At 65.0% G+C, this 26,640-nt stretch carries 22 protein-coding genes and 1 riboswitch; of the genes, 7 read left to right on the top strand and 15 right to left on the bottom strand.

Going from position 1 to position 26,640, the window contains the following annotated elements; translation table 11 throughout:
- Positions 1-82 precede the first annotated feature (82 nt).
- Positions 83-1,426, top strand: a complete 1,344-nt coding sequence (locus IE92_RS19050) for an LCP family protein (RefSeq protein WP_281173593.1) — start codon at positions 83-85, stop codon at positions 1,424-1,426.
- A gap of 58 nt (positions 1,427-1,484) precedes the next feature.
- On the opposite strand, the gene IE92_RS0110035 is transcribed toward IE92_RS19050, so the two are convergent.
- The 6 genes from IE92_RS0110035 to rsmI form a co-directional block, all read right to left on the bottom strand.
- Positions 1,485-1,868: a VOC family protein gene (locus IE92_RS0110035; protein WP_030148364.1), complete on the bottom strand. Its 384-nt coding sequence runs from the start codon at positions 1,866-1,868 to the stop codon at positions 1,485-1,487.
- Between the two features lie 53 nt (positions 1,869-1,921).
- The gene (locus IE92_RS0110030; RefSeq protein WP_030148363.1) at positions 1,922-2,857 is read right to left on the bottom strand and encodes a 4-(cytidine 5'-diphospho)-2-C-methyl-D-erythritol kinase; all 936 of its coding nucleotides are present in this window, start codon (positions 2,855-2,857) and stop codon (positions 1,922-1,924) included.
- A 29-nt stretch (positions 2,858-2,886) separates the two neighbouring features.
- The gene (gene rsmA / locus IE92_RS0110025; protein ID WP_030148362.1) at positions 2,887-3,735 is read right to left on the bottom strand and encodes a 16S rRNA (adenine(1518)-N(6)/adenine(1519)-N(6))-dimethyltransferase RsmA; all 849 of its coding nucleotides are present in this window, start codon (positions 3,733-3,735) and stop codon (positions 2,887-2,889) included.
- Entirely contained in the window at positions 3,732-4,661 is a 930-nt protein-coding gene (locus IE92_RS0110020) for a TatD family hydrolase (RefSeq protein WP_051701781.1), read from the bottom strand. The genes rsmA and IE92_RS0110020 overlap by 4 nt, the downstream gene beginning before the upstream one ends.
- 41 nt (positions 4,662-4,702) lie before the next feature.
- Entirely contained in the window at positions 4,703-6,286 is a 1,584-nt protein-coding gene (gene metG / locus IE92_RS0110015) for a methionine--tRNA ligase (RefSeq protein WP_030148360.1), read from the bottom strand.
- A 68-nt stretch (positions 6,287-6,354) separates the two neighbouring features.
- Complete coding sequence (gene rsmI / locus IE92_RS0110010; RefSeq protein WP_030148359.1) at positions 6,355-7,167, bottom strand: 16S rRNA (cytidine(1402)-2'-O)-methyltransferase; 813 nt, start codon at positions 7,165-7,167, stop codon at positions 6,355-6,357.
- Between the two features lie 91 nt (positions 7,168-7,258).
- Between rsmI and IE92_RS0110005 the strand changes: the two genes are divergently transcribed.
- A complete protein-coding gene (locus IE92_RS0110005; RefSeq protein WP_051701619.1) occupies positions 7,259-9,037 on the top strand; it encodes a dolichyl-phosphate-mannose--protein mannosyltransferase in 1,779 nt (592 codons plus the stop codon).
- Between the two features lie 55 nt (positions 9,038-9,092).
- On the opposite strand, the gene IE92_RS18330 is transcribed toward IE92_RS0110005, so the two are convergent.
- On the bottom strand, positions 9,093-9,311 hold the full coding sequence (locus IE92_RS18330) for a hypothetical protein (protein ID WP_147441589.1): 219 nt from the start codon (positions 9,309-9,311) through the stop codon (positions 9,093-9,095).
- Between the two features lie 103 nt (positions 9,312-9,414).
- The gene (locus tag IE92_RS0109995) at positions 9,415-9,738 is read right to left on the bottom strand and encodes a DMT family transporter (protein WP_030148357.1); all 324 of its coding nucleotides are present in this window, start codon (positions 9,736-9,738) and stop codon (positions 9,415-9,417) included.
- A gap of 17 nt (positions 9,739-9,755) precedes the next feature.
- Positions 9,756-9,819, bottom strand: a riboswitch (guanidine-III (ykkC-III) riboswitch).
- An 81-nt stretch (positions 9,820-9,900) separates the two neighbouring features.
- On the opposite strand from IE92_RS0109995, the gene IE92_RS0109990 reads away from it, so the two are divergent.
- Both IE92_RS0109990 and IE92_RS0109985 read left to right on the top strand, forming a co-directional pair.
- Positions 9,901-11,190 (top strand): O-acetylhomoserine aminocarboxypropyltransferase/cysteine synthase family protein, encoded by a 1,290-nt coding sequence (locus tag IE92_RS0109990; RefSeq protein ID WP_030148356.1) that lies wholly within the window; start codon positions 9,901-9,903, stop codon positions 11,188-11,190.
- Between the two features lie 49 nt (positions 11,191-11,239).
- Positions 11,240-11,785: a CoA-binding protein gene (locus IE92_RS0109985; RefSeq protein ID WP_030148355.1), complete on the top strand. Its 546-nt coding sequence runs from the start codon at positions 11,240-11,242 to the stop codon at positions 11,783-11,785.
- A gap of 131 nt (positions 11,786-11,916) precedes the next feature.
- Here IE92_RS0109985 and IE92_RS17340 read toward each other — a convergent pair whose 3' ends face one another.
- Positions 11,917-14,421 (bottom strand): M14 family zinc carboxypeptidase, encoded by a 2,505-nt coding sequence (locus tag IE92_RS17340; protein ID WP_051701620.1) that lies wholly within the window; start codon positions 14,419-14,421, stop codon positions 11,917-11,919.
- Positions 14,422-14,708: 287 nt separating this feature from the next.
- Between IE92_RS17340 and IE92_RS0109975 the strand changes: the two genes are divergently transcribed.
- Positions 14,709-15,530, top strand: a complete 822-nt coding sequence (locus IE92_RS0109975; RefSeq protein WP_043321560.1) for a sulfurtransferase — start codon at positions 14,709-14,711, stop codon at positions 15,528-15,530.
- A gap of 138 nt (positions 15,531-15,668) precedes the next feature.
- On the opposite strand, the gene IE92_RS0109970 is transcribed toward IE92_RS0109975, so the two are convergent.
- From IE92_RS0109970 to IE92_RS0109945, 6 genes are all read right to left on the bottom strand, one after another.
- Complete coding sequence (locus tag IE92_RS0109970; protein WP_030148352.1) at positions 15,669-16,718, bottom strand: NAD-dependent epimerase/dehydratase family protein; 1,050 nt, start codon at positions 16,716-16,718, stop codon at positions 15,669-15,671.
- Positions 16,718-17,077 carry a tautomerase family protein gene (locus IE92_RS0109965; RefSeq protein ID WP_030148351.1) on the bottom strand — a complete coding sequence of 120 codons (360 nt, stop codon included), beginning with the start codon at positions 17,075-17,077 and terminating at the stop codon, positions 16,718-16,720. Before IE92_RS0109965 ends, IE92_RS0109970 begins: the two co-directional genes overlap by 1 nt.
- 49 nt (positions 17,078-17,126) lie before the next feature.
- Positions 17,127-17,915 (bottom strand): carbohydrate ABC transporter permease, encoded by a 789-nt coding sequence (locus tag IE92_RS0109960; RefSeq protein WP_030148350.1) that lies wholly within the window; start codon positions 17,913-17,915, stop codon positions 17,127-17,129.
- Positions 17,915-18,751 (bottom strand): carbohydrate ABC transporter permease, encoded by an 837-nt coding sequence (locus IE92_RS0109955; protein WP_211250773.1) that lies wholly within the window; start codon positions 18,749-18,751, stop codon positions 17,915-17,917. Before IE92_RS0109955 ends, IE92_RS0109960 begins: the two co-directional genes overlap by 1 nt.
- Before the next feature lie 209 nt (positions 18,752-18,960).
- Positions 18,961-20,334, bottom strand: coding sequence for an ABC transporter substrate-binding protein (locus IE92_RS0109950; RefSeq protein ID WP_051701621.1), 1,374 nt, complete (start codon positions 20,332-20,334; stop codon positions 18,961-18,963).
- Between the two features lie 243 nt (positions 20,335-20,577).
- Positions 20,578-21,621, bottom strand: a complete 1,044-nt coding sequence (locus IE92_RS0109945; RefSeq protein ID WP_030148347.1) for a LacI family DNA-binding transcriptional regulator — start codon at positions 21,619-21,621, stop codon at positions 20,578-20,580.
- Positions 21,622-21,868: 247 nt separating this feature from the next.
- Between IE92_RS0109945 and hrpA the strand changes: the two genes are divergently transcribed.
- Positions 21,869-25,732, top strand: coding sequence for an ATP-dependent RNA helicase HrpA (gene hrpA, locus IE92_RS0109940; protein ID WP_030148346.1), 3,864 nt, complete (start codon positions 21,869-21,871; stop codon positions 25,730-25,732).
- A 195-nt stretch (positions 25,733-25,927) separates the two neighbouring features.
- Entirely contained in the window at positions 25,928-26,521 is a 594-nt protein-coding gene (locus tag IE92_RS0109935; protein WP_030148345.1) for a flavin reductase family protein, read from the top strand.
- Positions 26,522-26,640 lie beyond the last annotated feature (119 nt).

Here is a 26,640-nt window from a genome sequence, read left to right as displayed (position 1 = left end):
CATTCTCCCCGCGCGGTCACAGAGATTACTCGACATCAGACGATAGGCTTAATCCTCCGTGCACCCCCGATTTTGGAGCCTCGTGACCGATCCGAACTCTTCCCGCGCCGCCGTGAGCCACGCCGCCGGGCTCACCCCGGGCAAGCGACTACGCCGCCAGATTGCCCTCGCCGTGGTGAGCACCCTGGTGCTGCTGACCGCCGGAACCGGTGCCTTTGCGCTGTATGTCTACCAGGATCTGAACAACAACATCCACCGGTCCCCGATCACGATGCCCAGCGGCAAGCCCGATTTTGGAACCGATCAAAACACCGCGGAAACCAACATCCTGATCATGGGACTGGACAGCCGCGTGGATCAGAACGGCAAGCCGTTCCCCGAGGAGATCTACAACGCGATCCACGCCGGGGACCAGGGCGATGGCGGGTACAACGCCAACGTGATGATGCTCATCCACATCCCCGCCGGTGGCGGCCGGGCGCAGGGCATCTCGATCCCCCGCGACGACTATGCCGAGCTGGCCGGTCACCCCAACGGGGTCAAGATGTCCAAGATCAAGGAGGCCTACGGCCTCGCGCTGGACGAGAAGCTGCGCCAGCTGGTGCGCGGCGGCATGAGCCGCGATGAGGCCTATCAGGAGGCCCGTACCGCCGGGCGTCAGGCTCAGATCAACACCGTTTCCGATTTCCTCGGCGGCGTGCGGATCGACCACTTCGTGGAGATCACCATGGCTGCCTTCTACCAGGTGGCCCAGGCCGTGGCCCCGATCCAGGTGTGCCTGAACCAGGCCACCGAGGACAAGTACTCGGGAGCAAACTTCCCCGCGGGCATGCAGGAAATCGATGCGCAGCAGGCGATGAGCTTTGTGCGTCAGCGCCGCGACACCGGCAAGTCCGGCCTCGAGCTGACCGACTTCGACCGCACCCGTCGCCAGCAGGCGTTCATGGTCTCCCTCGCCTATAAGCTCAAGCAGGCGGGCACCTTCACCAACCCGGCCACCATCACGAGCCTGGTGGGCACCGCCAAGCAGTACATCGCGGTGGATGACGGATTCGAGTTCCTGAGCTTCGCCCAGCAGGCCTCGAGCCTCGCCGGCGGCAACATCACCTTCACGACCCTGCCGATCACCGGCTACGCCAAGCGCGATGGCAAGGACGTGAACCTGGTGGACCTCGACCAGATCCACGCGACCGTGGCCCAGCTGCTCGGCACCACCCCCTCCGGCAGCGCCACCCCGGAAACCCCCGCCACCGGCGGTGCAGGAACCGGCAGCGCCGAGACCCCCAAGACTCCGGAAACCCCGCAGGCACCCGCCTCCGAGGCACCGGCCACCCCGGGTTCCCCCTCCTCCGAGGCACCGGCCGACAACACCTACCACGACTGGAAGGAGCCCCTGCAGGCGGGCTCCATCCCCTGCGTGAACTAGTCACACACCACACAAAAGACCCACGGGATTTCTCCCGTGGGTCTTTTGTGTGGGTGGACTATTCAGCAACCACCTCAGTCTTGAAACCGGCGGAGTTTTCTAGCCAGCACGCATAGTGGTCAGTTCCGCCGGCGTACGGATAACGCTCGGCATACAACGGACGCCAACCATGGGCCGGGGCCGCGGCGACGAGCGCGTCCACATCGGCCCGGGATCCACCGCGGAAGGCCAAATGATTGATTCCGGCCCTCCGCCGATCGTGTATGGACGAGGACATGTTGGGCGAGGTAGTGAGGCTCAGATACGCACCTCCGGCACCCCAGGACTCGCCTTCGTCCCACACGCTGTCCTGGGTGAAGCCAAGACGGCTCAGTAACCAGGCCCAGTCCGTGAGCGCCGCGCGGTCCGCGATCCAAATCTCGACATGATGAAATCCACTCATGAGGACAGTTTGTCAGTCCCCGGAAGACATCTCCGTGTAATCGATGAGACAGGTTAGTCGGTGAGCAGGCGCGCGCCCGAGGCGGGGCCGGTGGCCCGGACGGTGCGGATGCCGTTGGCGCTCAGCGAGACCTGGATTTCCAGGGCCGCATCGGAGTCCTCGGCCAGGAAGGCCACGGTGGGTCCCGAACCGGAGACGATGCCGGCCAGGGCACCGGAGCGCTCACCCAGCTCAATCACGTCGGCCAGGCCCGGCTGCATCTGCAGCGCGGCCACCTGCATGTCGTTGTGCAGGGCGTTGGCGAGCATGATCGTGTCCCCGGCACGCAGGGCCTGCAGCACGTCGTTATCCACGCTGGGCACGTCGCGGGCGGGGGAAATGTCCAGGGCGTGCTTTTCGCGGTGCTCGTCGAGCTTGGCGTAGACGGCGGGGGTCGAGAGTCCCTGATCGGCGAGGGCAAACACCCAGGTGAACTGGCCGGTGGCCAGCGCCGGGCTCAGGCGTTCGCCGCGTCCGGTGCCCAGGGCCGTGCCGCCCACCAGGGCAAAGGGCACATCGGCCCCGAGCTTGGCGGCCAGGCGCACGAGTTCCTCGCGGCCGAGGCCCGTTCCCCAGAGCGCGTCACAGGCGACCAGGGTCGCCGCGGCGTCGGCGGAGCCGCCGCCCATGCCGCCGGCAACCGGAACGTTCTTCTCGATCCGCAGGTGCACCCCGCCACGATAGCCGGTCTTGCGAGCCAGCAGGCGGGCCGCCTTGATCGCCAGGTTCGAGCCATCGGTGGGCACCGAATCGGTGTTGATCTTACCCTCGAAACTCACAGCGAAATCGCTCGCATGTGAGGCGTAGACGTCCTCATACAGGGACACGGCCTGATACGCGGTGGCTACCTCGTGGTATCCATCCTCGCGGACCGCTCCCACGGACAGGAACAGGTTCACCTTCCCGGGGGCCCGGGCTGCTACCTCAGTGGACGTCTGGTTGGCGCTCATGAGTTAAACCTAACGCAGGATATCTAACGTTATTTACCGTCTGCGCTCAGATGCGCGCGAGCCACACCCAAAAAGTCGTGCACGGTCAGGGCCTCACCGCGCGCGGTGGGCGCGATTCCCGCGGCTTCCAGGCGCTCGGTGGCCACGTCGGCACCACCCAAAACCTGGCCCAGGGACTGCCGCAACATTTTGCGACGCTGACCGAAGGCCGCATCCACCAGCGCGAAGGTCAGGGCCCGCTCCTCAAGCGTGCCGATCTGATCTTCGCGACGCTCAAAGCCCACCAGGACCGAGTCCACGTTGGGGACCGGCCAGAACACCTGACGGCTCACGGTTCCGGCGATCCGCCAGTTTCCGTACCATTCGGCCTTCACGCTCGGGCTGCCATAGATCTTCGAGCCCGGCTCGGCGGCCAGGCGGTGACCCACCTCGGCCTGCACCATGACCACACCCGAGGTGAGCGAATCGAAGTGCTCCAGCAGGTGCAGCAGCACCGGCACCGAGATGTTGTAGGGCAGGTTGGCCACCAGGCGGGTGGGCGCAAGCGGCAGCTCGGTGACCTTCAGGGCGTCTTGGTGCACCACGGTGAGCTCGGCCTCGGGGGCGAGGGCGGCCACGGTCTTGGGCAGCTGCTCGGCCAGGCGCGAGTCAATCTCCACGGCGACCACGCGGGCCTCGGCCTCCAGCAGACCCAGGGTCAGCGAACCGAGTCCGGGACCGATCTCGATCACCGCGTCACCGGCCTCGACGTTTGCGACCTTCACGATCTTGCGGACGGTGTTGGCGTCCACCACAAAGTTCTGGCCGAGCTTCTTGGTGGGCGTCACATCAAGCATTTCCGCGAGATCGCGGATTTCGGCGGGGCCGAGCAGGTTCATTGGGTACTTTTCGTTCGGTCGTTCGGGCCGGTCTGGGAGCGGATCGGATCGTGATCCCAGCGGCCGTATACGGCTTCGGTATTGGAGCTGAGCTGGGTGGCGAGCATCACCGGATCAAGATCCAGGTACTCGGCGATCGCACGCAGCGTATAGGGAATGAGGTAGGGGGCGTTGGGCCGACCGCGGAACGGGGTCGGGGTGAGATAGGGCGCGTCGGTTTCGATCATCAGCAGCGAGCGCGGCGCGATATCCAGGACCCGGCGCAGGTTGTGGGCGTTCTTGAACGTCACCGTGCCCGAGAGCGACATGTACCAGCCGTTTTTGATGCAGATCTCGGCCAGCTCCACGTCTCCCGAGAAACAGTGGAAGACCGTGCGTTCGGGCGCGCCCACCCGCAGCAGCGTTTCCACGACCTCGTTGTGGGCGTCGCGGTCGTGAATCTGCAGGGCCAGGTTGTGCTTCTTGGCGATCTCGATGTGCGCCTCAAACGCCCGGAACTGGGCGGCCCGGCCGTCTTCTCCGGTGCGGAAGAAGTCGAGTCCGGTCTCGCCCACCGCGCGTACCCGTGGCAGCGCGGCCAGCTCATCGATGCCCGCGAGGTGCTCATCCAACAGGCCCTGAGCCTCAAGCTCGGGGGTGTCGTTGGGGTGGATGGCCACGGCCGCGAGCACCCGCGGTTCGATCGCGGCGATCTGAGCACCCCAGCGCGAGGTAACAAGGTCGGTGCCCACCTGAACGACACCCTTGACCCCCACGCTTGAGGCGCGATCAAGCTGCTCGCGATAGTCGAGAGCCTGATCGCCGTCGGCGATTTCCAGGTGGGTGTGGTTGTCGTACACACCGGAGGTGAGCGGCTGCGGGAGCGGCGGGTAACTCAGATCCTTACGATCCGAGTCCCCGCGCGTGCGTACGTGCGTCGGGTTCATATCCTCGACGCTACCCGCTTTCGCCGATTCCGGCATCCCCACTATTCGGCGTCGGTGGTTTCGATCCGCGGGAACAGCGCCTCAAGCGCCCCCACGGTCGTCCCCGGAACCAGCTGACCCCAGACCCCGGCCGAGCGGATCGGCTGCGCGGTGAGGGCTCCCAGGGAGTCCTCCACACCCAGTGCGGTCCACAGCTTGGTGGTGGCCTTGGGGATGGTCGGGGAGAGCACCACGGCCAGGGCGCGCAGGCCCTCGGCCACGGTGTACAGCACGGTGTTCAGACGCTCACGGTTCGCCTCGTCCTTGGCCAGGGCCCAGGGCTCTTGCACGGTGATGTAGCCGTTGAGCTCCTCGACCACGGTCCAGATCGCGGCGAGGGACTCGTGCAGCGCGATCTTCTCGATCGCCGCATCCGCGTTGGCCACGGCCTCGGCGACCACGCGCTGAACCTTGAGGTCGGCCTCGGTGTACTCGGCCGGGGCCGGCACGACGCCGTCGTAGTAGCGGGTGATCATCGCCAGGGTGCGCGAGGCCAGGTTTCCGAATCCGTTGGCCAGCTCCGCCTGGTAGCGAGCCGAGAGGTCTTCCCAGCTGAACGAGCCGTCCTGACCGAAGTGGATCGCGGACATGAAGTAGTAGCGGAACGCATCCGAGCCAAACGTATCGGTGATCTCGTGCGGCGCGATACCGGTGAGCTTCGACTTGGACATCTTCTCTCCACCCACCAGCAGCCAGCCGTGACCAAACACACGGTGCGGCACGGGCAGTCCGGCGGCCATCAGCATGGCCGGCCAGATCACGGCGTGGAAGCGCAGAATGTCCTTACCCACCAGGTGCATGCCCGGCCAGCGGCTCTCGAAGGTGGCGTCGTCCTGGCCATAGCCGACGGCGGTGATGTAGTTCAGCAGCGCGTCGAACCACACGTAGACCACGTGCGAGTCATCCCAGGGCACCTTGACACCCCAGTCGAAGCTCGAACGAGAGATCGAGAGGTCGTTGAGGCCCTGACGGACAAACTGGATAACCTCGTTGCGCGCCGACTCCGGCTGCACAAACTCGGGGTTCTGCTCGTAGAGGTCCAGCAGGCGCTGGGAGAAGTCGCTCATCCGGAAGAAGTAGTTCTTCTCCTCAAGGCGCTCCAGCGGCTTGGAGTGGATCGCGCAGACCTTCTGACCGGCGAACTCGCCGGTTCCATCCACAACCTCGCTCTCGGGCTTGAACTCCTCACAGCCCACACAGTAGAGGCCGGAGTACTCACCCGAGTAGATGAAACCGTCATCATAGAGCTTCTGCAGGAAGACCTGAACGTTCTTCTCGTGGCGCTCGTCGGTGGTGCGGATGAAATCGTCGTTGGAGATATCGATGGTCTCCAGCAGCGGGATCCAGGACTCACGCACCAGCTTGTCGGCCCACTCCTGCGGGGTGGTGCCGTTGGCGGTGGCGGTGCGCAGGATCTTCTCGCCATGCTCATCGGTTCCGGTCAGCGACCAGGTGTCATCGCCTGACTGACGGTGCCAGCGCGCGAGCATGTCGGCGGCCACCTCGGTGTACGCATGCCCGATATGGGGAGCATCGTTAACGTAGAAAATGGGTGTGGTGACATAAAAAGAACGACCGGACGACATGCGCTCAATTGTATGGTGAAAATCACCCGGCCGCGGACATCGTTACGCCGGGCGGCGTGGGATGTGGTTTAGCGGGCGAGGGCACCCTCGTAGAGGTCGCGCTTGCCGAGGCCGGTTTCGGCGGCCACCTGGGTCGCCGCGTCCTTGGTGCGCACGCCGGATTCGACCAGTGAACGGACCCGGGCGATGGCATCCTCGAGGCTGAACTCGCGGGCCGGAGCCCCGGCCACCACGATGCAGATCTCCCCGCGCACGCCCTCGGCGGCCCACTCGGCCAGCTCGGCGGCCGATCCACGCTTGACCTCCTCATAGAGCTTGGTCAGCTCGCGGCACACCACCACGCGGCGCTCGACACCAAACACCTCGGCCATATCGGCCAGGCTCGCGGCCAGGCGGTTGGGCGAGTCAAAGAAGACCATCGTGCGGCGTTCGTCGGCCAGCTCGGTGAAGGTTGCGCGACGCTCCCCCGACTTGCGCGGTAGGAACCCCTCGAAGCAGAAACGGTCGGTGGGCAGGCCCGATACGGCGAGCGCCGAGAGCACGGCGCTCGGGCCGGGCAGAATGGTGACCCGCACATCGGCGGCCGCGGCGGCCTCGACCAGGTGGAATCCGGGGTCCGAGACCGTGGGCATCCCCGCGTCGCTGAGCACCAGGATGTCCTCATCCCGGGCACGATTCACCAGGTCCGCCGCGCGCACCCGCTCGTTGTGATCGTGCAGGGCCAGCAGCTCGGGGCGGTTCTCGATCCCCAGCCCGCGCAGCAGCTTAACCGTGGTGCGGGTGTCCTCGGCCGCAACCACGCTGACCCGTTCCAGGGTTTCCACCAGACGAGTGGTGGCGTCCGAGAGGTTTCCAATGGGGGTGGCACCGAGGATGATCATGGGTCCAGTCTGACAGGTCAATCCGGCACCCCACACACAACAATCACCAAAACGCGTGAGAAATCGCACCTTCACTGACTACCATTACAGGGTGTCCAGCAGTGAAAACGGTTCCGCCTCGGAGAACACCCCCTCCGCCGCCGAGCCGCCCACCCCCTCCACCGGCCCGGTCGCGCACGGCGCACACCACACCGGTCCGGTCGCGTCGGCCGCGGCTGACCCCTCTCCCGCCTACCCGCGCCCGACGGAGTCATCCACCGGCCCGGTCGCGGTTGCCACGCGCGAGGACGAACATCCGCCCGCCCACGCGGCGGTACCCACCGGCTCGCGGATCGATGACCTGTGGCTGAAGATCGTCCGAACCCCCGAGCGGGCCCGCCTGCTGAACTGGCTGATCCCGGTCCTGATCCTGCTGCTGGCCGCGGGGGTGCGCCTCTGGAACCTCGGCTACCCGCACGCGCTGGTATTCGACGAGACCTTCTATGTGAAGGACGCCTACTCGCTGTGGGGCAACGGCTACGAGTCCAAGTGGCCCGACGGCGTCAACGAGCGCTTCAACGCCGGCGACGTCAACATCTACCTCAAGGACCCCTCCTATATCGTCCACCCGCCGCTGGGCAAGTGGATCATCGGGGTCGGCATGGCTATCTTTGGTGCCGATAACGCGTTCGGCTGGCGCATCACCACCGCGCTGATGGGCATCATCGGCGTGGGCCTGGTCATGCTGGTAGCCCGCAGCCTGACCAAGTCGCGCACCCTCGCGGTCATCGCCGGATTCCTGTTTGCGATCGACGGACACGCGATCGTGATGAGCCGGGTCGCGATCCTCGATAACTCGGTCATGGTCTTCGCCCTGCTCGGATTCTGGTTCATCCTCAAGGATCGAGCATGGCTGGAACAAAAACTCGACGACTGGATTGCCGCACACCCCGACGCCCCACTCAAAAAGGTGGCCGGACCGGTCATCTGGAATCGGCCGTGGGTCCTGGCCGTGGGTCTGGCATTTGGCGCGACCACCTCGGTCAAGTGGTCGGGACTCTACTTCCTCGCCGCCTTCGGCATCTACCTGGTTGTGGTGGACCTGCTGGCCCGCCGTCGCCGCGGCCTCGGCGAATTCGCCCTGGGTTCGCTGCTCCAGGCCCCCGCCACCTTCCTGCTCTACGTCCCGGTCGCCGTGGTGGTCTACATCGCGAGCTGGTCGGGCTGGCTGAGTACCTCGGGCGGTTATTACCGCCAGTGGGCGGCCGACCCCGCCAACGCCTGGCAGGGCACGTTCGCCTGGGTGCCCAAGGCGATCCAGTCCCTGGTCCACTATCACGAGCAGATGTATGCGTTCCACGTGGGCCTCTCGACCCCGCACGCCTATCAGGCCAACCCGCTCACCTGGCTCGCCATGATCCGCCCCACGAGCATGTGGTATGTGACCCCGAAGGCCGGATCCTGCGGTGCCAACCTGTGCTCGGAGGCCATCACCTCGATCGCCAACCCGCTGATCTGGTGGGCCGCCGTGCTGGCGACCCTCTACCTCGTGTACCGGCTGACCCGCCACCAGGAGTGGCAGGTGGGCCTGATCCTGATGGGGATGGTCGCCGGCTATCTGCCCTGGCTCGCCTACACCGAGCGCACGGTGTTCCAGTTCTATACGATCGCGTTTGAGCCGTACCTGATCCTCGGCCTGGTCTTTGTGATCGGCCTGATCATCGGCAAACGGGAGGATCCACGCCCCCGACGCACCTCGGGCCTGGCGACCGTGGGCATCTTCCTCTTCTTCGCGACCGCACTGTCGATCTTCTGGTACCCGCTGTGGACCGCGATGAACGTCCCCTACTGGTTCTGGCAGATGCACGCCTGGCTGCCCAGCTGGGTCTAGGGCACAATAAAGTCCCGCAGGCACCGCCTGCGGGACTTTTTATACTGTGGGACGTTTAGGGGTGGGCCGAATCGATCCCATCGCGAACCTGCTCGACCCCGCGCAGCACCAGAACCAGCGCCAGGATCGAGAACAGCGCGCCGGCCGCATAGGCGTACCAGACGCTCGCGCTGACAAAGGTATACACAGCGAATCCGGCAACCAGCGCGGACACGATCAAAAGCGTAATCCCGAGGCGACGTTCGGCTCGAGCACGGGTTTCTGAGGTAGCCATTGGGCCAGTGTAGCGTCCGGAGCCTCGATCCACATTCAGATTTGCGCCGTTCGCACAAGCTAATGAAATTCCCAGGTTTTTGGCCCTGCCAAACGCCCGGTTTCTAGTGCGCGGCGTCCACCATCTTGAGGCCGATGACGCAGCCGACGATTCCCAGGATGAGCAGGATTTTAATGATCGAGGCGGGCTCGCCACCGAAGATCATCGCGTACAACACCGTGAGGCTAGCCCCGATCCCCACCCAGATCGCATAGGCGGTTCCGGTGGGGATTTCGCGCATTGCGTACGCCAAACCACCCATGCTGAGCAGCAGTCCGACCCCGAAAACCACCGTGGGCCAGAGCTTGGAGAATCCCTCGGAGCGGCCCAGCGCGGTGGCCCAGACGGCCTCGAGAACACCGGAGATAATCAGCACGATCCATGCCATGACAAACACCAACCTTCATGGTCAGTCTTGTCGCGTTCCGGGTACTGCGCCCTCGTCCGGGGCCCGATCATCGGGCTCAGAAGTATTGTCTCACACTGTTATGTTTCGGTCTATGACGTCACATGATCGGGTGTGACGCACCACGCCCACTAGCCTGTCATCATGGCAGATCGAGAGTACGGCTTCCGCACGCGCGCGATTCACGCGGGCAATATCCCCGACGCGGCTACCGGTGCCCGCGCCCTTCCCATCTATCAGTCCACCGCGTTTGTGTTTGACAGCGCCGAGGACGCCGCGAGCCGGTTCGCGCTGCAGAAATACGGCACGATCTACTCGCGCCTGGCCAACCCCACGGTCTCCAGCTTCGAGGAGCGGATCGCAAACCTCGAGGGCGGCCTCGGTGCCGTCGCCACCGCGAGTGGCCTGGCCGCCCAGTACCTGACCTTCGCGAGTCTTACCGAGGCGGGCGATCACATCGTCGCCTCGGCCAGCCTCTACGGCGGCTCGGTCACCCAGCTCGATGTGACCCTGCGCCGCTTCGGCATCGAAACCACGTTTGTAAACTCCTCGGATCCGGCCGCCTATGCCGCCGCGATCACCGATAAAACCAAGCTGATTTTTGCCGAGACCATCGCCAACCCCTCGGGCGAGATCGCCGACATCGAGGGCCTCGCCGAGGTTGCCCGGGCGCACGGCGTGCCGCTGGTAATCGACTCGACCCTCTCGACTCCGGCGCTGATTCGCCCGATCGACTGGGGTGCGGATATCGTCACCCACTCGGCCACCAAGTTCATCGGCGGCCACGGAACCACCCTCGGTGGTGTCGTGGTGGAATCCGGCAAGTTTGACTGGACCTCGGGCCGTTTCCCGCGGTTCACCGAGCCGGTCCCGAGCTATGGCGGGCTGGAGTGGTCGGGGAACTTCGGCGAGTATGCGTTCCTGACCCGGCTGCGTGCCGAGCAGCTGCGCGACATCGGACCGGCACTGCCCGCGCACTCGGCCTTCCTGCTCGCCCAGGGCGTGGAGACCCTGCCACTGCGGATGCGCGCCCATGTGGACAATGCCCGGATCGTCGCCGAATGGCTGGCCGCCGATCCCCGGGTCGAGGCCGTGAACTGGGCGGGACTGCCCGATCACCCGCACCACGAGCGTGCGGCCAAGTACTTCCCATCTGGCCCCGGTTCGGTCTTCGGATTTGTGCTGCGCGGCGGACGCGAGGCGGGCAAGGCCCTGATCGAGAACGTCGAGCTGGCCAGCCACCTGGCCAATGTGGGTGATGCCAAAACGCTGATCATCCACCCGGCATCCACGACCCATGCCCAGCTCACCGAGCAGCAGCTGCTGGACGCCGGCGTGCTGCCGGGCCTGGTGCGACTGAGCGTGGGCATCGAGGATCCCGAGGACATCATCGCCGACCTCGACCGGGCCCTGAACGCGGGAGCGGCAAAATGACCAACATGGAACCGAGCCACACCGCGGCCCTGAACGCGGGAGCTTCCAAATGAGCGCCACGACCAGCAGCGCCGGCCTGACCTGCGCGCTGCCCGCCGCGCCGACCCACGCCGACACCACCCGCACCTGGGTGGGTCCGGACTCCCACGAGCGCTACAACATCCTGCGCCGTTCGCGCTCGGTCGCGATCGTGGGAGCCTCGCCCAACACCGCGCGGTCCAGCTACTTCGTGGCCACCTACCTGCAGCAGTCCTCGAACTTCCGGGTGTACTTCGTGAACCCGCGAGCCACCGAGTTGCTGGGCCAGCCGGTGTATCCGGACCTGGCCTCGCTGCCCGAGGCGCCCGATATCGTCGACGTGTTCCGTAAGAACTCCGACCTCCCCCAGGTGGTCGAGGAGGCTGCGGCCGTGGGCGCAAAAACCGTGTGGTTCCAGCTCGGACTCTGGAACGAGGAGGCCGCAGCCCTCGCCGAGAGTAAGGGGCTGGAGGTCGTGATGGATCGCTGCATGAAGATCGAACACGCCCGCTTCCACGGCGGCCTCAACCTGATGGGCTTCAACACCGGCCAGATCGACGCCCGTCGACGCCGCTAATTACCCCGCAACACCCACAGATTCCCGCGCCGGTGGCCTTACCAGCGCGGGAATTCTGCATTTCAGCCACGGTGAGACACACAACCGCGCCCCGACCGCCGAAGCGGCCGGGGCGCGATGGGTAAGGCGAGTTAGACCTCGCTGCTGCGGCGGCGACGTACAACCAGTGCGGTTCCGGCACCGAGGAGCAGGGTCAGCGCCACCAGGAGGCCACCGATCTCGGCACCCGTGTTGGCGATCCCATCACCGGGGGTCTTTACCCCGGCCTTGTTGTCCACCGGCAGGGCAGAGGAACCCGGCGCCGGCACGGTGCTGGGCGGCGTGGTTCCGCCGTCCACGGCCACCGGCGTGACCTCCACCAGGATCGAGCTAGAGACGCCCTCGGAGGTCGCGGTGATAGTGTGCGGGCTGGCGTGCTGGAAGCGCACGGTGTTACCCACGATCACGTCGCTGGCCACGCTCGAGGTCAGCACCACGCGGTCGCTGAAGTCGGCAATCCGGTTGCCAAACTCGTCGGTTCCCAGCGCGGTGATGGTGATCGTGTCGCCCTGCTTGGGGGCCGCGGCGGACAGACCCAGCTCAAACGTCGACAGCGCGGCGGGCTCGACGGTGAACGGGATTTCCCGCTCCACGCTGCCCGCACCGTTATTGATGTGGAAGAACGGGCTGGAGGTTCCGGCCTCGGTGGCCGTTCCACTAATCACGCCGGTTTCCGCGTCCAGGCTCAGGCCCTTGGGGAGCGAGTTTCCGATGATCCCGTACTCCACCGGGATCACCGAGGTAACCGGAATCTGGATGTTCTGCGCGACACCGGCGGTGATCGTGTATGCGTCCTGACCCTGATATACCGGGGCGTCGATTGTCTCCACGTCGGCGGCGCGCCACGGACCCCACTGGCCCGTGCCGTTTTTCGCCCGCACAAACAGCTTCTTGAAGTCCGAGTTGGTGCGGTCCACGGCGATGGTTCCCGAGAAACCGGCCTCGGTACCGGGAGCGTCCACGACGAGGGGTACGGTCTTGGCGATGCTGTTGCGGTCGACCGCCAGGGCGGCTTCCGCCTCCACGATGTTGGTCACGGCCGGTCGGCGCGCGGCCGAGCGCGGGTCCTTTCCGTACACGTCGTCGCTCGCGGTGCCGGTGATCCGGACCGAACCGTTGTCGGCCCGCTCGGCCGACACCTCGGTCACCACACCACCCAGGGTTGCGGTGTAGGGGGCGTAGGCGGCCTCGGCGACGAAGTGGATGCCCGGGGAAACCTTGGCCCAGAAGTCGGCCACGCGGGTGTAGGCGGGGAAGAATCCGCCGGTAGCGGCGGTACCGATCTCGTAGGTGTAGGCGGGCACACCCAGCTGCGAGTAGATCCAGTCGATGTCGTTCCCGGCGTTGTCGTAGAGGATCTCGCCGGCCTTTCCGGTCTGGAATCCGCTGGCGAAGGACTGGCGGAAGGCGCTGGCCTTGATCGGTTCCAGGTTCGGGACCGCGTCGTTCTTGTCATACGCATACGGGTAGATGACGTAGTCCGAGTAGGAGTGCAGGTTGATGTAGCTGCCCTTGCGGGTGTCCGGTGCCGCGGTGGTGCTCTCGGTGCGGTACTCGCCAAACAGCTGGGTCAGCAGCGTGGCGAGCTGCGCGGTTTCGGGCTCGGAGGCCGGGGACGGTCCCAGGTAGGTGACCGCATTGGGGTTGGTGCTAGTGCTGGCGCCACCCCACTTGAAGGCCCAGTTCCGGTTGAGGTCGATCCCGTGCTGCTGGCTACTCCAGTTGGTGGAGGTCGGCGCGAACAGGGTGTTGTTGGCGTTTTTGCGCTGCCAGGCCTTGGAGCTGTTGGGCGGGGTTGCGTCGCCGGCGGCGTTGACCGGGGAGGTTCCCAGCGCGGTTTCCACCTGGCGGATGCTGTCGGGGTTGTTCTGGAAGTTGATCCACACCTCGGTGCTGTCCAGCAGTGCGGTCACCTGCGGGTCCACACCGTAGCCGTTGAGCAGTTCGGTGGCGTAGCGCCAGGCCAGCTCGCTGGTGATGATTTCGCGGGCGTGAGCCTGGGCGACCAGCACGAACCGCGGGCGCCCCTCCTGGCCGTCGGTCGGGGCGGGCTGGTTCTTCACGTCGCCGGTGATACGAATCGCGACGAGGTTGCTGCCACCCTTGCCGTTCTTCTTCTCCCAGGACTCGCCAAAATCGACCCGCTGCACGAGCTCGGGATATTTGGCGGCGATGTCGGTGGAGAACTTATCGTAGGCGGCCGCCGTGCGGTAACCGCCGAAGTAGGTCTCATACTCGGTGCCGGCCAGGCGGCCGGGCAGCGGGTAGGTGGGTGCGGCGGCGGCCGCGAAGGAACGGGCCCGCGGGTTCTGAGTCTGGGAGTGGCCGATCGAGGTCGCGTACGGGGCGGAGCCGATGATCCGCACGCCTCGGGTGGCCAGCAGGGATTCGGTTGCCGGATCGGCGAGGACCACGAGCCCGGCGTCGTTTGCCTCGACGACGTCGAGGTCGGAGACCTGGTTTGCGGCGGTGGTCGGGACCGTCAGCAGGAGCGGACCCGACTCGTCCGCGACGGCGGCCGTCTGCGGAGCGAGAAGAAGCCCGCCGATCAGGACCGTCGACAGCGCGGAGGCCGTAATCAGTCTGTGGAGTGCCATGTGATTGTGGTTTTCCTTTCGGGAGGGTGTGGGAGGGTATGCCCGGAGGTAAAGCCCACACGTTAGCAACCACGTTGACCCCCCACCGGGTGCCGGGTAATACGGGGTAACCTGGCGTTACATCCGCAGTATTACGGGGCAGATTTGGTTTCCTGGGAGAAACCTTGGTAAGAGCTATGCGACACAACCTTGGTGACGGCTATGCACCGACGCAGAGTCGGCCGTGAAGGGTTACCGCGTATTGCGCGCCCCTCGACGGCGTCGGATGTGCGGGTTAGCGTTGAGGTATGTCTCCCGTATTCGAAAGTCCCGTCGTCTCCACACAGTGGCTCGCCGACCACCTCGGCAGCCCCGCCCTGGTGGTCATCGATGCCACCGTGATGGTGTCCGGAGACGGCGAGTATCGCTGCGGGCGCGACCACTTCGAGCGCTCCGGCCATATTCCCGGCGCGCGCTTCGCCGACCTACTCACCGAGTTCTCCCACCCGGATGCGCCGGGGCTGCACCGTCCCGATCCCGCCTGCCTGGCCGGGGCGGTGGCGCGCCTGGGTATCTCCACCGACAGCCGGGTCGTGGTCTACGACACCCAGCGCGGTCAGTGGGCAGCCCGGCTGTGGTGGCTGCTGCGCACCACCGGCTTCGACGAGGTCGCGGTGTTGGACGGGGGCCTCACCGCCTGGCTCGGCGAGCACCGCTCGGTGGAAACCGGTGGCGGCTCACGGGTGTCCCAGCTCTCCGACTTTGTGGGGACCCCGCGGCCCGAGCTGTGGGTGGACCCGGTCACCGCCGCCGCGGTCCATGCGGGGTCGCCCGAGGTCTTGACCCCGGTCACCGTGGTGTCCGGCTCCAAGCTGGAGCTGCCGCGCACGGGCCCCGGCGACCGGGCACTGAGCGTCCCGCTCACCTCGATCACCCGGTCCAGCGATCACACCCTGGTCTCCGACGCCAAGCTGCGTGAGCTCTACGCCCCCGCCCTGCGCTCGGGCCTGCCCATCATCACGGCCGACGGCGGCGAGGTCACGGCGAGCGCCACGGCCCTCGCCCTGGCCCTGGCCGGTGCCCGCGATGTCCGGGTGCTGGATGGTCGGCTGCCCTTGGTTCCAGCGTAGAGCGGCACACCCCAACGCCGTCACATCAGCGCAAGACTCTCGGTGCGGCCTCGGCAGCCCAGCGCACGCATCGCACCCGCATCGATGATTCGACGCGGGTGCGATTATCCCCCAGGGATCGAGCGTGTCCGGTGGTGATTAGCTGTCGGGATTCAACCCCTCAAACACGGCTTTGGCCGGCGCATATCCCGATACGACACGTTCAAGCACCGCGGCCGACTCGGCGTCTCCGCGGGCAACCTCGGGATGTTCAGCACGCCAAGCTGCCATGCGAAGCACGCTCCGGTGCAGGGTGTTGACGGGGGCAAAATCCGGAACAAAGCGTCGGATTTTTGTGTTGTCAAACACCGCGCTGTGACCCAGATCCCCCATCAGTAATTCGGACCATCCCCACTCCGGTGCCGCCGCCAGGAAAAACGCGCTGGGCAGGTGCACCAGGTGCGCGGTGGTGCCCAGGGCACCGGCGATCAGGGTGTAGATCTGGTCCCAGGTGTACACATCATCCGAGGTGATGTGGAACGACTCACCGATTGCTCGCGGGTTGCCGATCAGCCCTACCAGGCCGACCGCTAGATCGGCCGCGTGAGTCACGGTCCAGAGGGAGGTCCCATCCCCGTGAACAACAACCGTTTCACCGTTTGCTATCCGGTCAAAAACCGCCCATCCCCCGGGAACGGGTGGGCTCGCCTCATCGTAGGTGTGCGAGGGGCGCACGATCGTCAGCGGGAACCCCCGCTCGTAAAACGCCGCCAATAAGACGTCTTCGGCCGCGATTTTCTCACGCGAATACGCTACGTACGGATTGAGCCGGGCAGTGGATTCCACGATGGGCAACTGCAGAATAGGCTTGTGATAGAGCGATGCGGTGCTGATATGGATGTACTGTGCGGTTCGCCCGGTGAACAGTCGGGCAAAATAGCTGGCGTCCTCCGCGTTGAAGGTGAGAAAGTTCACCACCGCGTCCCACCGGCGCTCGCCCAGCGCCCGCTCAAATGCCGGGCGGTCGGAGATATCCGCGGTAATCCATTCGATCCCCTCGGGCAGGTCCCGGGACTGTGAGTTATGTCCACGGTTGAGCACCGTTACACGCATTCCCTGGTGGGCAGCCAGGCGAACACTCGAGGCGCTGATCGTGCCGGTGCCACCGATAAAGAGTACCGACACCGGTACAGGAAGGGTTTTTACCATTAGAGCTTCCCCGCAAACCAGTCTTCGTAGCCATTTTCCACAACCGAAATCAGGATGTCCTCGCGACGAATCCCGATGGCATGCAGCCGGTCGGCGATGGCAACATACAGCCCCTGCTTGATCGCCACGCTGTAGCGGTGAACCATGGTGATTCGGATCAGCACCAGGTTCTGTCGATCGAGATCGTTATATGTCCGATCAAACTTCAGTTCCCCCGGTTCATGCGGACGGAACACCTGGAACAGGTCATCGGCGGGGATTTCCAGCGCATCGATCTGAGCCTGGTGGATTTCGGTACTGATCTGCTCGTGCTTTGCCTCGTAGAGTTCGCGGTCAAGATCAATCTGGATGAGGGGCATGATTACTCCGTTGTGTGTAGTGGATGTTGGGGTCAAAAAGGTATGTGCGTTACTTCAGCGCGCCGGCGGCGAGTCCGCGCTCGAACAGCTTTTGCAGGCAGAGATAGGCGATAATTTCCGGAAGCGCGGTGATCACGGCGGCGGCGAGGACCTTGGTCTGGTCGTTACTGAACTGCCCCACGAAGAACTGCGGCAGCATCGTGATCGTCTGGGTCTCCGGGGACTGGAGGAACACCAGCGGAAGCAGGTAGTCGTTCCAGGTGGTGATCAGGGTGAGCACCACGATTGCCGCGGCGATGGGTCGAGTCAGCGGCAGGATCACATGGAGGAAGCTCTGCCAGGTCGTGGCACCATCAATTCGCGCGGCTTCAAAGAGTCCGTCGGGGATCCCGTTCATAAAGGTGCGGGCAAGGAGCACGGTAAACGGAATCTGCAGCGCCGCGAGCGGCAGGATCACCGAGAGGTACGTGTCGTACAGACCGAGCTGAAGCGAGATGGAGAACATCGGGGTGAGTAGGATGACCTCGGGCAGCGTCAACGCGGCCAGCAACAGCCAAAAGAACACCTCGCGCCCGCGCAGCCACAGTTTGGAAAAAGCAAACGCGGCGAGCATCGTGGCGGCAAGCACCAGCGCGATGGTGATCAGCGCGATGATCACGCTATTGCGGAAAAAGAGCGGGAGTTCGGGCTGCGAGAGCACCGTGCGGTAATTTTCCCACCCCTGTCCGGCGAGCGAGCCCTGCACCATCACGATCAGCGGGAAAAGAAAGGGCAACACCATCAGGGTGACAAGGACCTGCAACACAATCCTGCTGGCGCGACTTCGAGTTTCAAACACTAGGCATCCTTTCGCTGACGCGACCCCACCAGCAGCGAAAAGAACACCGCGAGGATCAACAGCATGATCGAGAGTGCGGCCCCGTACCCCACATCGGCGAGGGGGATCGACTGCCGATAGATGTAGGTGCCCAGGAATTCGGTGGCGTAGTTGGGACCGCCACCCGTCACCAGATAGGGCACATCGAACGTTTTGAGCGCACCGATCACACTCAGCATCAGGATGGCCAGGGTGGTGCCCTTTACCCCGGGCAGGATGATCGAGGTGAGCACACGGATGTTCCCGGCTCCATCGATACGTGCGGCTTCGATCACCTCGGGATCGATCTGACTCATCGCCGCGTAGTACAGGATGAAGGTCAGTCCGGTCCACTGCCAGATCGTGATGCCCATGATAACGGGGAGCGCGGTGGCCGAATCGGCCAACCAGGGGTGAGCCAGCGAACCCATTCCCAGCGCTCGAAGCAGCTCGTTGAACTGACCATCGGCGGCGAATATCTGCCGAAATACCGGTGCCATCACGGCCGGGGCCAGAACCACCGGAACAAAAATGATGATCTTGTACAGCACACCCAGGCGGATCCGGGAGTGCAGAATCACGGCGAAAACAATGCCCAGCACGGTCTGCACGGTAAAGGTGACCACAAAAAACAGGACCGTATGGGCCATGGCCCGCCAGAAGATCGGGTCGGCAAACAGGCGGGTGAAGTTCGCAAGGCCCACCGATTCCGGATCGGGGGCCGATCCATCCCAGTCCAGGGTCGCGATGTATCCGGTGTATCCGATGCAGATGTAGACAAGGCCTACCGAGAGGATCATCGCGGGAAGCAGCCACACATAGCCGCGAGGCTGAAGCGCGCGTGGTGGCACCGGCTTTCGGGCCCGTGCGCGCCGGCCTTGAGGGGCCGGATCTTCGCCGAGATGGGGGTCGGGGGCTGATTTTGGGTATGCAGTAGCGAGGGTATTCACGATCGATTCCGTTTCGTGGGGATGCCGGCCAGCGGGTGAGTGTCATGGAGCACACCAGCACTCACCCGCCGGACGGACTACTTGAAGGCGACTCCGGCGGCCTCGGCGGCCGACTGCAGTGTCGCGGCGGCCTGGGCGGGACTCGCATCACCGGCGGCCACGGTGGTTGTTGCCACGCCGATCGCGGTGGCCAGGGCGGCGTTAGATAGGAGACGGTTCTCGGTGACCGAGGCCGAGGCGGCGATCACCTCCTGAAGTGCGGGACGCTGAACGTCGGCATTGACCAGCTCAATCTTGTCCCACTGGGGTTCGACGCCGGAGAGCGAGGCGATGTCGTTGAGCGCATTGGCCACCACCTGCTGGCCGGCGCTCGCGGTCGCCATCCACGTGGCGAAAGTGATTGCCGCGGAGCGGTTGGTGGACTTGGCGTTCACCGCGAGTCCATAGTCGGAGTCGCCAAATAGCGCTCCCGGTGTTCCGCCGGTCCGGGCGGCGGGGAACGGAATCGGAACGGCGGCAAAGGGCTTCGGGTCGGCAACCCCGGCCGCTTGGATCGACGGTGTCATGCCCTCGGTACGGGTGTACTGCATGTACCAGGTGCCCATCATCACCATGGCCGCTTTTTGCGACATGAACTGGTTATTGGCGTCGGGGTACTGCTGAACTCCCAGCGCGCCGGGCTGCATGATGCCGTTGTCAAACATCGACTTCCACGTGGTCAGGGCGGCCACCAGATCGGGGTCGCTCCAGCGCGCCTCACCACGCGTGGCCTTCGTATAGAGACCGGGGTTGATCGTGTCGGCGATGGCCTGAAGGGTGTCCTGGTTGAATGCGGTTTGGGCGACACCCTGTGTGAAGCACTGCACATCGTGCTGAGCAAAGGCCGCACACACCCGGGCCCACTCGTCAAAATCGCGCGGTGGCGTCAGATCGTATTTGGTAAAGAGTTCCTGATTGATCCACACCGGACCGGCGAACGTGGATCCGGCCGAAAGCGCCCGCAGCTTGCCGTTCTTATCGGTGAGTCCTGCCACGCCGATCGGGGCCAGCCGCGACTTCCAATCGGACCCCAGCGCCTTTTCGGCCTGTGAGGTCAGATCGATTCCGAACCGACCAAACTGCTCAAACATCGCGCCCGGTGCCAGTCCAAAGACGTCGGGGCCGGTATTTGAGGCCAGGGCCGGGCGCAACTTCGCTTCCCAGCCATCGATGGGAATCTGCTGGTACTTGACGGTGATGTCGGGGAATTCCTCGTTGAACTTTTCGATGTATTGCGGGGCGACGCTGAGCTCGGGTGTCCAACCCCACCAGGTTACGGTTCCCGATTTCTCGGTGCTGGTGTCCTCACGCGCTGCCGAGCCGCAGGCGGTTAGGGACCCGGCCAGAAGGCCAAGCGAAACTACGGCGATAACCGAACGAGCGGTAGTGCGGGTACGACGGGTACTGCGCATTCTGTCTCCTTTGATCGGGCACGTCTTCGTGCCCATGCGTGAGTACCTGCAGGGTCGCACCCGCCCGGCCCAAATGGATGGCCAGAGAATCCCCGAAGATGCGGTGGGGGCCCCTTGTGAGGGCGCTCACGGTCTCGGTGTCACGGTTGCGAGAGTCGCACGGTCCTTTGTGCGCTGCAAGTGACGCCAATCTACCGGCGACGAAAATGCTATGTCAAGTTTCTTTCTAAAATACGAAACTTTTTATTTCCGCGGCGACGCCGCACTCGACCTCACCACGAGGTTGGTGGCCAGGTCCACCCGATAGTTTTCCACCGTCTCCCCCGAGCGCAGGCGCAGTACCAGGCGCGCGGCCGCCTCGGCCATGTCCGTCAACGGCTGACGCACAGTCGTCAGCGGCGGGCCCGCCCACTTGGCAATCTGCAGGTCGTCATATCCGATCACCGACAGGTCCTCGGGGATGCGAACCCCTCGGGAACGAGCCGCCTCATACACACCAAAAGCCTGGAGGTCACTGCCGGCAAAAATCGCGGTCGGTGGCTCATTCAAGTCCAAAAGCTTAAGCGCGGCCGCGGTCCCATCCTCGCGATGAAATTCACCGGCAACCACGTATTCTTCCCGCGCTCGAACCCCCGCCGCATCAAGCGCTGAACGATAGCCAGAGAGCCGCGCTCGCGAGCAGGTCATCGCTTCCGGACCAGTAATCATGGCAATTCGAGTGTGCCCAAGCTCCAGCAAATGCTCGGTAGCAATCAGGCCGCCGTTCCAATTGGCGGAGCCGATCGCCGGGGTCCCCGGCGAGGGATCACCCACGGCGTCAACCAGGACAAACGGGATCTTGCGGGTGCTCAATTGCCGCGTTTCATCGGCGCTCAAATCACGCGTTACCAGAACCACTCCGGCCGGCTGACGTGCGATCACACCGTCGAGCCAGTTCTCACGACTCGACTCCCGATCACCACACTCGGTCACCACCATACTCAGGCCGTGTTCACGGGCAACTCGATTGACTCCGCGAAGAATTTCGACGGCCCAGGCCATGTCGATTTGGTCAAAAACCACCTCGATAAGCGAGGGGATCTGAGCAGAATTGCGTCGATTGTAATCGTGTTGATTGAGCAGCTGTTCCACTCGAGCACGCGTGGATTCGGCCACCCCACTCCGGCCGTTCAGCACCTTGGACACAGTCGAGATCGAGACATTCGCCTCCTCGGCAACCTGCGAGAGGGTCATGCGGGAGGTGTCGGTGTCATCGACTGTCACGACAGAAACTTTTTCGGAAGACATGGCGCCACCTTAGCGAAGCGAGGGCGGGATTTCGATGACCGCTCCCGGGGAGTATCGGCGACCCATTTTCCCAATTACGCGAGATTCCGGGAAAAACGGGATGAAAATTTAGTGAAAACACTTGAAAATTTCTTCAAGAATGATGTGATTGTGACGCGATGACGGCGTATTTCATGCAGTCCCAGCATGTCTCTCCAGAAATCGCGGACCCCCATTAGGCACCCGAAAAGACGTAGAATGGAACGTTATGTCTCCCGTTATTACGTTCCCGGCCGAGCTGCCCGTCTCGCAGAAGCGCTCCGATATTGCCGACGCGATCCGCGACCACCAGGTTGTGATCGTTGCCGGTGCCACCGGGTCCGGTAAAACCACGCAGCTGCCCAAGATCGCGCTGGAGCTGGGGCGGGAGAGCATCGGGCACACCCAGCCGCGACGAATCGCCGCGCGCACCATCGCCGAGCGCATCGCCGAGGAGATGGGTGAGGAGGTCGGCGAGACCGTGGGCTACCAGGTGCGGTTCACCGATAAGGCGAGCGCCAGCACCAAGATTAAGCTGATGACCGACGGTATTCTCCTCAACGAGATTCACCACGACCGCCTGCTCAAGCGCTACGACACCATCATCATCGATGAGGCGCATGAGCGCAGCCTCAACATCGACTTCCTGCTGGGCTATCTCAAGCAGCTGCTGCCCAAGCGTCCGGATCTCAAGGTCATCATCACATCGGCCACGATCGACCCGGAATCCTTCTCCAAGCACTTCAACGACGCCCCGATCATCGAGGTATCGGGACGCACCTACCCGGTGGAGATCCGGTTCCGCCCGCTGGTGGCCGACGAGAACGCCGAGGAGGATGAGGACACCGACACCCCCTCGCGCGATGACCGCAACTACATCGAGGGCATCATCGACGGTCTGGATGAGCTGGCCCGCGAATCCCTCGGCGATGTGCTGGTGTTCCTGTCTGGTGAGGCGGAGATTCGCGACGCCGCCGACGCCCTGCGCGCCCGCTACGCCGATGCCACCGGGGTGACCGAGATCCTGCCGCTCTATGGCCGGCTGAGCGCCGAGGAGCAGCACCGCGTCTTCCGTCCGGGCAATACCGCCGGCGTGCGCCGCCGGGTCATCCTCGCGACCAACGTGGCCGAGACCAGCCTGACGGTGCCCGGCATCAAGTACGTGATCGACGCCGGTACCGCCCGCATCTCGCGCTACAGCGTGCGGGCGAAGATCCAGCGTCTGCCCATCGAGGCGATCTCGCAGGCCTCGGCCAATCAGCGTTCGGGCCGTACCGGACGCACCAGCCCGGGTATCGCGATCCGGCTGTACTCGGAAGAGGACTTTAACAAGCGTCCCGAGTTCACCGAGCCCGAGGTGCTGCGCACCAACCTGGCCGCGGTGATCCTGCAGATGGTGTCGCTGGGTCTCGGCGATATCGCCGCGTTCCCGTTCCTCCAGGCCCCCGAGGCCCGCGGAATTAAGGACGGCCTCGACCTGCTGACCGAGCTGGGCGCGATCACCCAGCGCCCGGGCACCACGCCCAAGCTCACCCGGACCGGCCGAGATCTGGCCCGCCTTCCAATCGACCCGCGCTTTGCCCGCATGGTGCTGGAGTCGAAGAAGCACGGCACGACCCGCGAGGTCATGGCGATCGTGGCGGCGCTGACCATCCAGGATCCGCGCGAACGTCCGGTGGAAAAGCGGCAGCAGGCCGATGATTTCCACAACCGGTTTGCCGACCCCACGAGCGACTTCCTCAGCCTGCTGGGCCTCTGGAACTACCTCGAAGAAAAGCAGAAGGAGCTCTCCTCCAGCGCGTTCCGCCGAATGTGTAAGGCGGAGTTCCTCAACTATCTGCGCGTGCGCGAGTGGCAGGACGTCTACCGCCAGCTGCGCCGCATGGCCTCGCAGCTGGGCCTCAGCGTGGGCGATCCGGCCACCAATCCCGACGGCATCCACCGCTCGATCCTCTCCGGGCTGCTCTCGCAGATCGGTATCAAGGACGAGGCGGCCGCCGCGCAGGCGCAGGCCGCCAAGAAGCGTGGGGCCGCGGCAACCCCTGGCCCGCGCCGCAAGGGCGACTACGTGGGGGCGCGTCAGGCGCGCTTCGTGATCTTCCCGGGATCCGCGCTGATCAAGAAGCAGCCCGATGCCCTGATGGCCGCCGAGCTGGTCGAGACCAGCCGGCTTTTTGCGCGCACGGTCGCGAAGATCGACCCGGCCTGGGCCGAGGCCATCGCCCCGGACCTCTGCAAGCGCAGCTATTCCGAGCCGCACTGGGAGAAGGCCCAGGGGTCCGTCGTGGCGTATGAGAAGGTGACCCTGTACGGGGTGCCGATCATCCCGCGTCGCCGCGTGCAGTACGCACGCATCGACCTGGAGCTCTCCCGTGACCTCTTTATCCGCCACGCGCTGGTGCAGCGCGAGGCCGATTTCAAGCGTCTCAACCAGAAGCTGTTTGCCTTCGATCGGCAGAACGCCGGGCTACGCCGCGAGCTCGCCGAGCGCGAGGAGCGTACCCGGCGCCGTGACATCCTCTTTGATGACGAGGCCGTCTACGACTTCTACAACGCGCGCATTCCGGCCGAGGTGGCCGATCTGCGCGGGTTCGAAAAGTGGTGGCGCGAGGCTGCGGCCGCCACGCCGAAGCTCCTCACCATGCGCGCCGAGGATCTGCTGCCCGAGGATGCCGACGAGATCGACGAGGGCCTGTTCCCGCCGACCTGGTCGCAGGGCGATCAGACCCTGAAGCTGCGCTACCGGTTCGAGCCGGGCACCGCGGACGACGGCGTGACCGTGATGGTGCCGCTCGCGCTGCTCCCCCGCCTCTCGCCGATCGGCTTCGACTGGCAGGTGCCGGGGCTGCGTGCCGAGCTGGTGACCGCGCTGCTGAAGTCGCTGCCCAAGCACATCCGCCGCAACGTGGTACCCGCCGCCGACTGGGCCGCGCGCCTGCTCGCCGATCTCCCCGCCGAGGTTCCGCAGCCCACCGCGACCCAGGAGGACACGCTTACCGCGCGTCTGGCCATCGCGATCAAGCGCGCCGTGTACATCCCGATCGAGGCCGCCGACTTCGAGCTGGATCGGGTGCCCGACCACCTGAAGATCACCTTCCGGGCGATCGACGAGCGCGGCCGCACCCTGAGCAGCGATAAGGACCTCACGGTCCTGCAGTCCCGCCTGGCCACCAAGACCCGCACCCAGGTGGCGAAGGTCGCCCAGGCGCGCACGGCCGATCCGATCGAGCGTCGCGGCCTCACCAGCTGGGACTTCGATGAGCTGCCGCGCTTCATCGACAGCGATCAGGGCGGGCACGTGGTGCGCGGATATCCGGCCCTCGTGGACCGCGGCGACAGCGTCGAGGTGCGGATCATGGCCACCGAGGCCGATCAGCTCCGCGAGCTGCCCGGCGGCGTGCGCCGCCTGTTGCAGTTGCAGACCGCTTCCCCGGTCTCGTATGTGCAGAACCATCTGACCGCGCCGGAGAAGCTCGCGCTGGCCGCGAGTCCGTACCAGAACACCCCGGCCCTGTTTGATGACTGCCTCACCGCGTGCATCGACGACGTGCTGCAGCGCGTGGCACCGGGCGGCGCGATCTTCATGCGCGCCGAGTTCGAGAAGGTGCGGGACCGGGTGTCCCAGGCCATCATGAACGGCATGTTCGAGACCGTTTCGCTGACCGCCCGCATCCTCACCGCTGCCCGCGAGGCCGATAAGGCGCTGGGGAAGGCGACGAGTCTGACCCTGCTGCCTGCACTCACCGATATGAAGGCACAGCGCGCGGGACTCGTGTTCCCGGGCTTCGTCTCGCGCACCGGCCTGGCCCGGATGCGGGATATCCCGCGCTACCTCTCGGGCATCACCCACCGCGCCTCGCGCCTGGCCGACAATGCCAACCGCGACCGCGCCTGGCAGAACGAGATCGAGACAGCTCAGGCCCGCTTCACCAACGCCGGCGGCACCATCCCGCTGCCCGAACACGCGCCAGACCACCTGGTGCAGGCCCGCTGGATGCTCGAGGAGTTCCGGATCAGCCTGTTTGCCCAGCACCTGGGCACCAGCCAGTCGGTCTCACTGCAGCGGATCACCAAGGCGCTCGACCAGCGCTAACCCCGTCCGCGGGGCGGCCCTTCCGGACGCCCCGCGGTTTTGTCATTTAGCTTCACATTTCGTCGCATAACTACGTGCGGTTTGCGACAGAACGAATCGAGGGCCATCGTGGAACCTGTATCGCCACAAGCGTCGGGGAATAAAACCCGCCGCACATCGGTATATACCGATATGGATAGAGGAGAACCCGAGCAGATGACCACCGCAGCGAATGTTCTGTCACACGACGCCGACACCGCGGAATCTCCGGCGTTGGGGTTTGATGCGGGCCTCGCACCGGATGAGTTCAAGGCCGCGTTCCGCAACCACCCGGCGGGCGTCGCCGTGGTCACCGCCGATGATGGAACCGGCCCGGTCGCGATGACCGTGACCTCGGTCTTCTCCGTCAGCGCCGACCCGGCCCTGCTGGTCTTCTCGGTGTCCGACCTGTCCTCCAGCGCCAAGACCATCATCGCCGCCGACACCCTGGTGGTTCACCTGCTCGGAGCCGACCAGCTGGACATCGCCAAGCTCGGTGCCACCAGCGGCATCGACCGCTTCGAGGACACCTCGATCTGGTCGCGTCTGATCACCGGCGAACCCTTCTACCCCTCCGCCCAGACCTGGATCCGCGGCCGCGTGGTCAACTCGCTGCGCGCCGGTGCCTCCACCGTCGTTGTGGTGCACGCCCTCCAGGCCAACGCCCCCGAGGCCGGCAGCGTCGAGGCCGACGCCACCGAGTCGCGTCCGCTGGTGTATCACAACCGGACCTGGCACCACCTGGGCGAGCACTCCAACCTCGAGCTGTAACCCACCCGGCTCAGCCCACGCGCAACCACTCTAACCACGTCCCCTCAACTCCCGCACACGAACGGCGGGGCCGAAGTGATAATCACCTCGGCCCCGCCGTTTCTTGTCTGCCGGTTCTT

The organism is Mycetocola saprophilus (assembly GCF_000718085.1).
In the GTDB taxonomy this organism is placed as follows: Bacteria; Actinomycetota; Actinomycetes; order Actinomycetales; family Microbacteriaceae; genus Mycetocola; species Mycetocola saprophilus.
The sequence above is the reverse complement of the archived record's forward strand: the minus strand, read 5'-3'. Positions and strand labels throughout refer to the sequence as shown.

What these genes read in the sequence shown, in the direction of transcription:
- IE92_RS0109975 (WP_043321560.1), top strand. Translation starts at nt 14,709, where the DNA reads ATGTCTCCCGTATTCGAAAGTCCCGTCGTCTCCACACAGTGGCTCGCC.
- IE92_RS0109935 (WP_030148345.1), top strand. Translation starts at nt 25,928, where the DNA reads ATGACCACCGCAGCGAATGTTCTGTCACACGACGCCGACACCGCGGAA.
- rsmA (WP_030148362.1), bottom strand. Translation starts at nt 3,735, where the DNA reads ATGAACCTGCTCGGCCCCGCCGAAATCCGCGATCTCGCGGAAATGCTT.
- IE92_RS0109950 (WP_051701621.1), bottom strand. Translation starts at nt 20,334, where the DNA reads ATGCGCAGTACCCGTCGTACCCGCACTACCGCTCGTTCGGTTATCGCC.
- IE92_RS0109965 (WP_030148351.1), bottom strand. Translation starts at nt 17,077, where the DNA reads ATGCCCCTCATCCAGATTGATCTTGACCGCGAACTCTACGAGGCAAAG.
- IE92_RS0110035 (WP_030148364.1), bottom strand. Translation starts at nt 1,868, where the DNA reads ATGAGTGGATTTCATCATGTCGAGATTTGGATCGCGGACCGCGCGGCG.
- IE92_RS0109985 (WP_030148355.1), top strand. Translation starts at nt 11,240, where the DNA reads ATGAGCGCCACGACCAGCAGCGCCGGCCTGACCTGCGCGCTGCCCGCC.
- rsmI (WP_030148359.1), bottom strand. Translation starts at nt 7,167, where the DNA reads ATGATCATCCTCGGTGCCACCCCCATTGGAAACCTCTCGGACGCCACC.
- IE92_RS0110020 (WP_051701781.1), bottom strand. Translation starts at nt 4,661, where the DNA reads ATGAACCCGACGCACGTACGCACGCGCGGGGACTCGGATCGTAAGGAT.
- IE92_RS0109970 (WP_030148352.1), bottom strand. Translation starts at nt 16,718, where the DNA reads ATGGTAAAAACCCTTCCTGTACCGGTGTCGGTACTCTTTATCGGTGGC.
- IE92_RS0110030 (WP_030148363.1), bottom strand. Translation starts at nt 2,857, where the DNA reads ATGAGCGCCAACCAGACGTCCACTGAGGTAGCAGCCCGGGCCCCCGGG.
- IE92_RS18330 (WP_147441589.1), bottom strand. Translation starts at nt 9,311, where the DNA reads ATGGCTACCTCAGAAACCCGTGCTCGAGCCGAACGTCGCCTCGGGATT.
- IE92_RS0109990 (WP_030148356.1), top strand. Translation starts at nt 9,901, where the DNA reads ATGGCAGATCGAGAGTACGGCTTCCGCACGCGCGCGATTCACGCGGGC.
- IE92_RS17340 (WP_051701620.1), bottom strand. Translation starts at nt 14,421, where the DNA reads ATGGCACTCCACAGACTGATTACGGCCTCCGCGCTGTCGACGGTCCTG.
- hrpA (WP_030148346.1), top strand. Translation starts at nt 21,869, where the DNA reads ATGTCTCCCGTTATTACGTTCCCGGCCGAGCTGCCCGTCTCGCAGAAG.
- IE92_RS0109945 (WP_030148347.1), bottom strand. Translation starts at nt 21,621, where the DNA reads ATGTCTTCCGAAAAAGTTTCTGTCGTGACAGTCGATGACACCGACACC.
- metG (WP_030148360.1), bottom strand. Translation starts at nt 6,286, where the DNA reads ATGTCGTCCGGTCGTTCTTTTTATGTCACCACACCCATTTTCTACGTT.
- IE92_RS0109995 (WP_030148357.1), bottom strand. Translation starts at nt 9,738, where the DNA reads ATGGCATGGATCGTGCTGATTATCTCCGGTGTTCTCGAGGCCGTCTGG.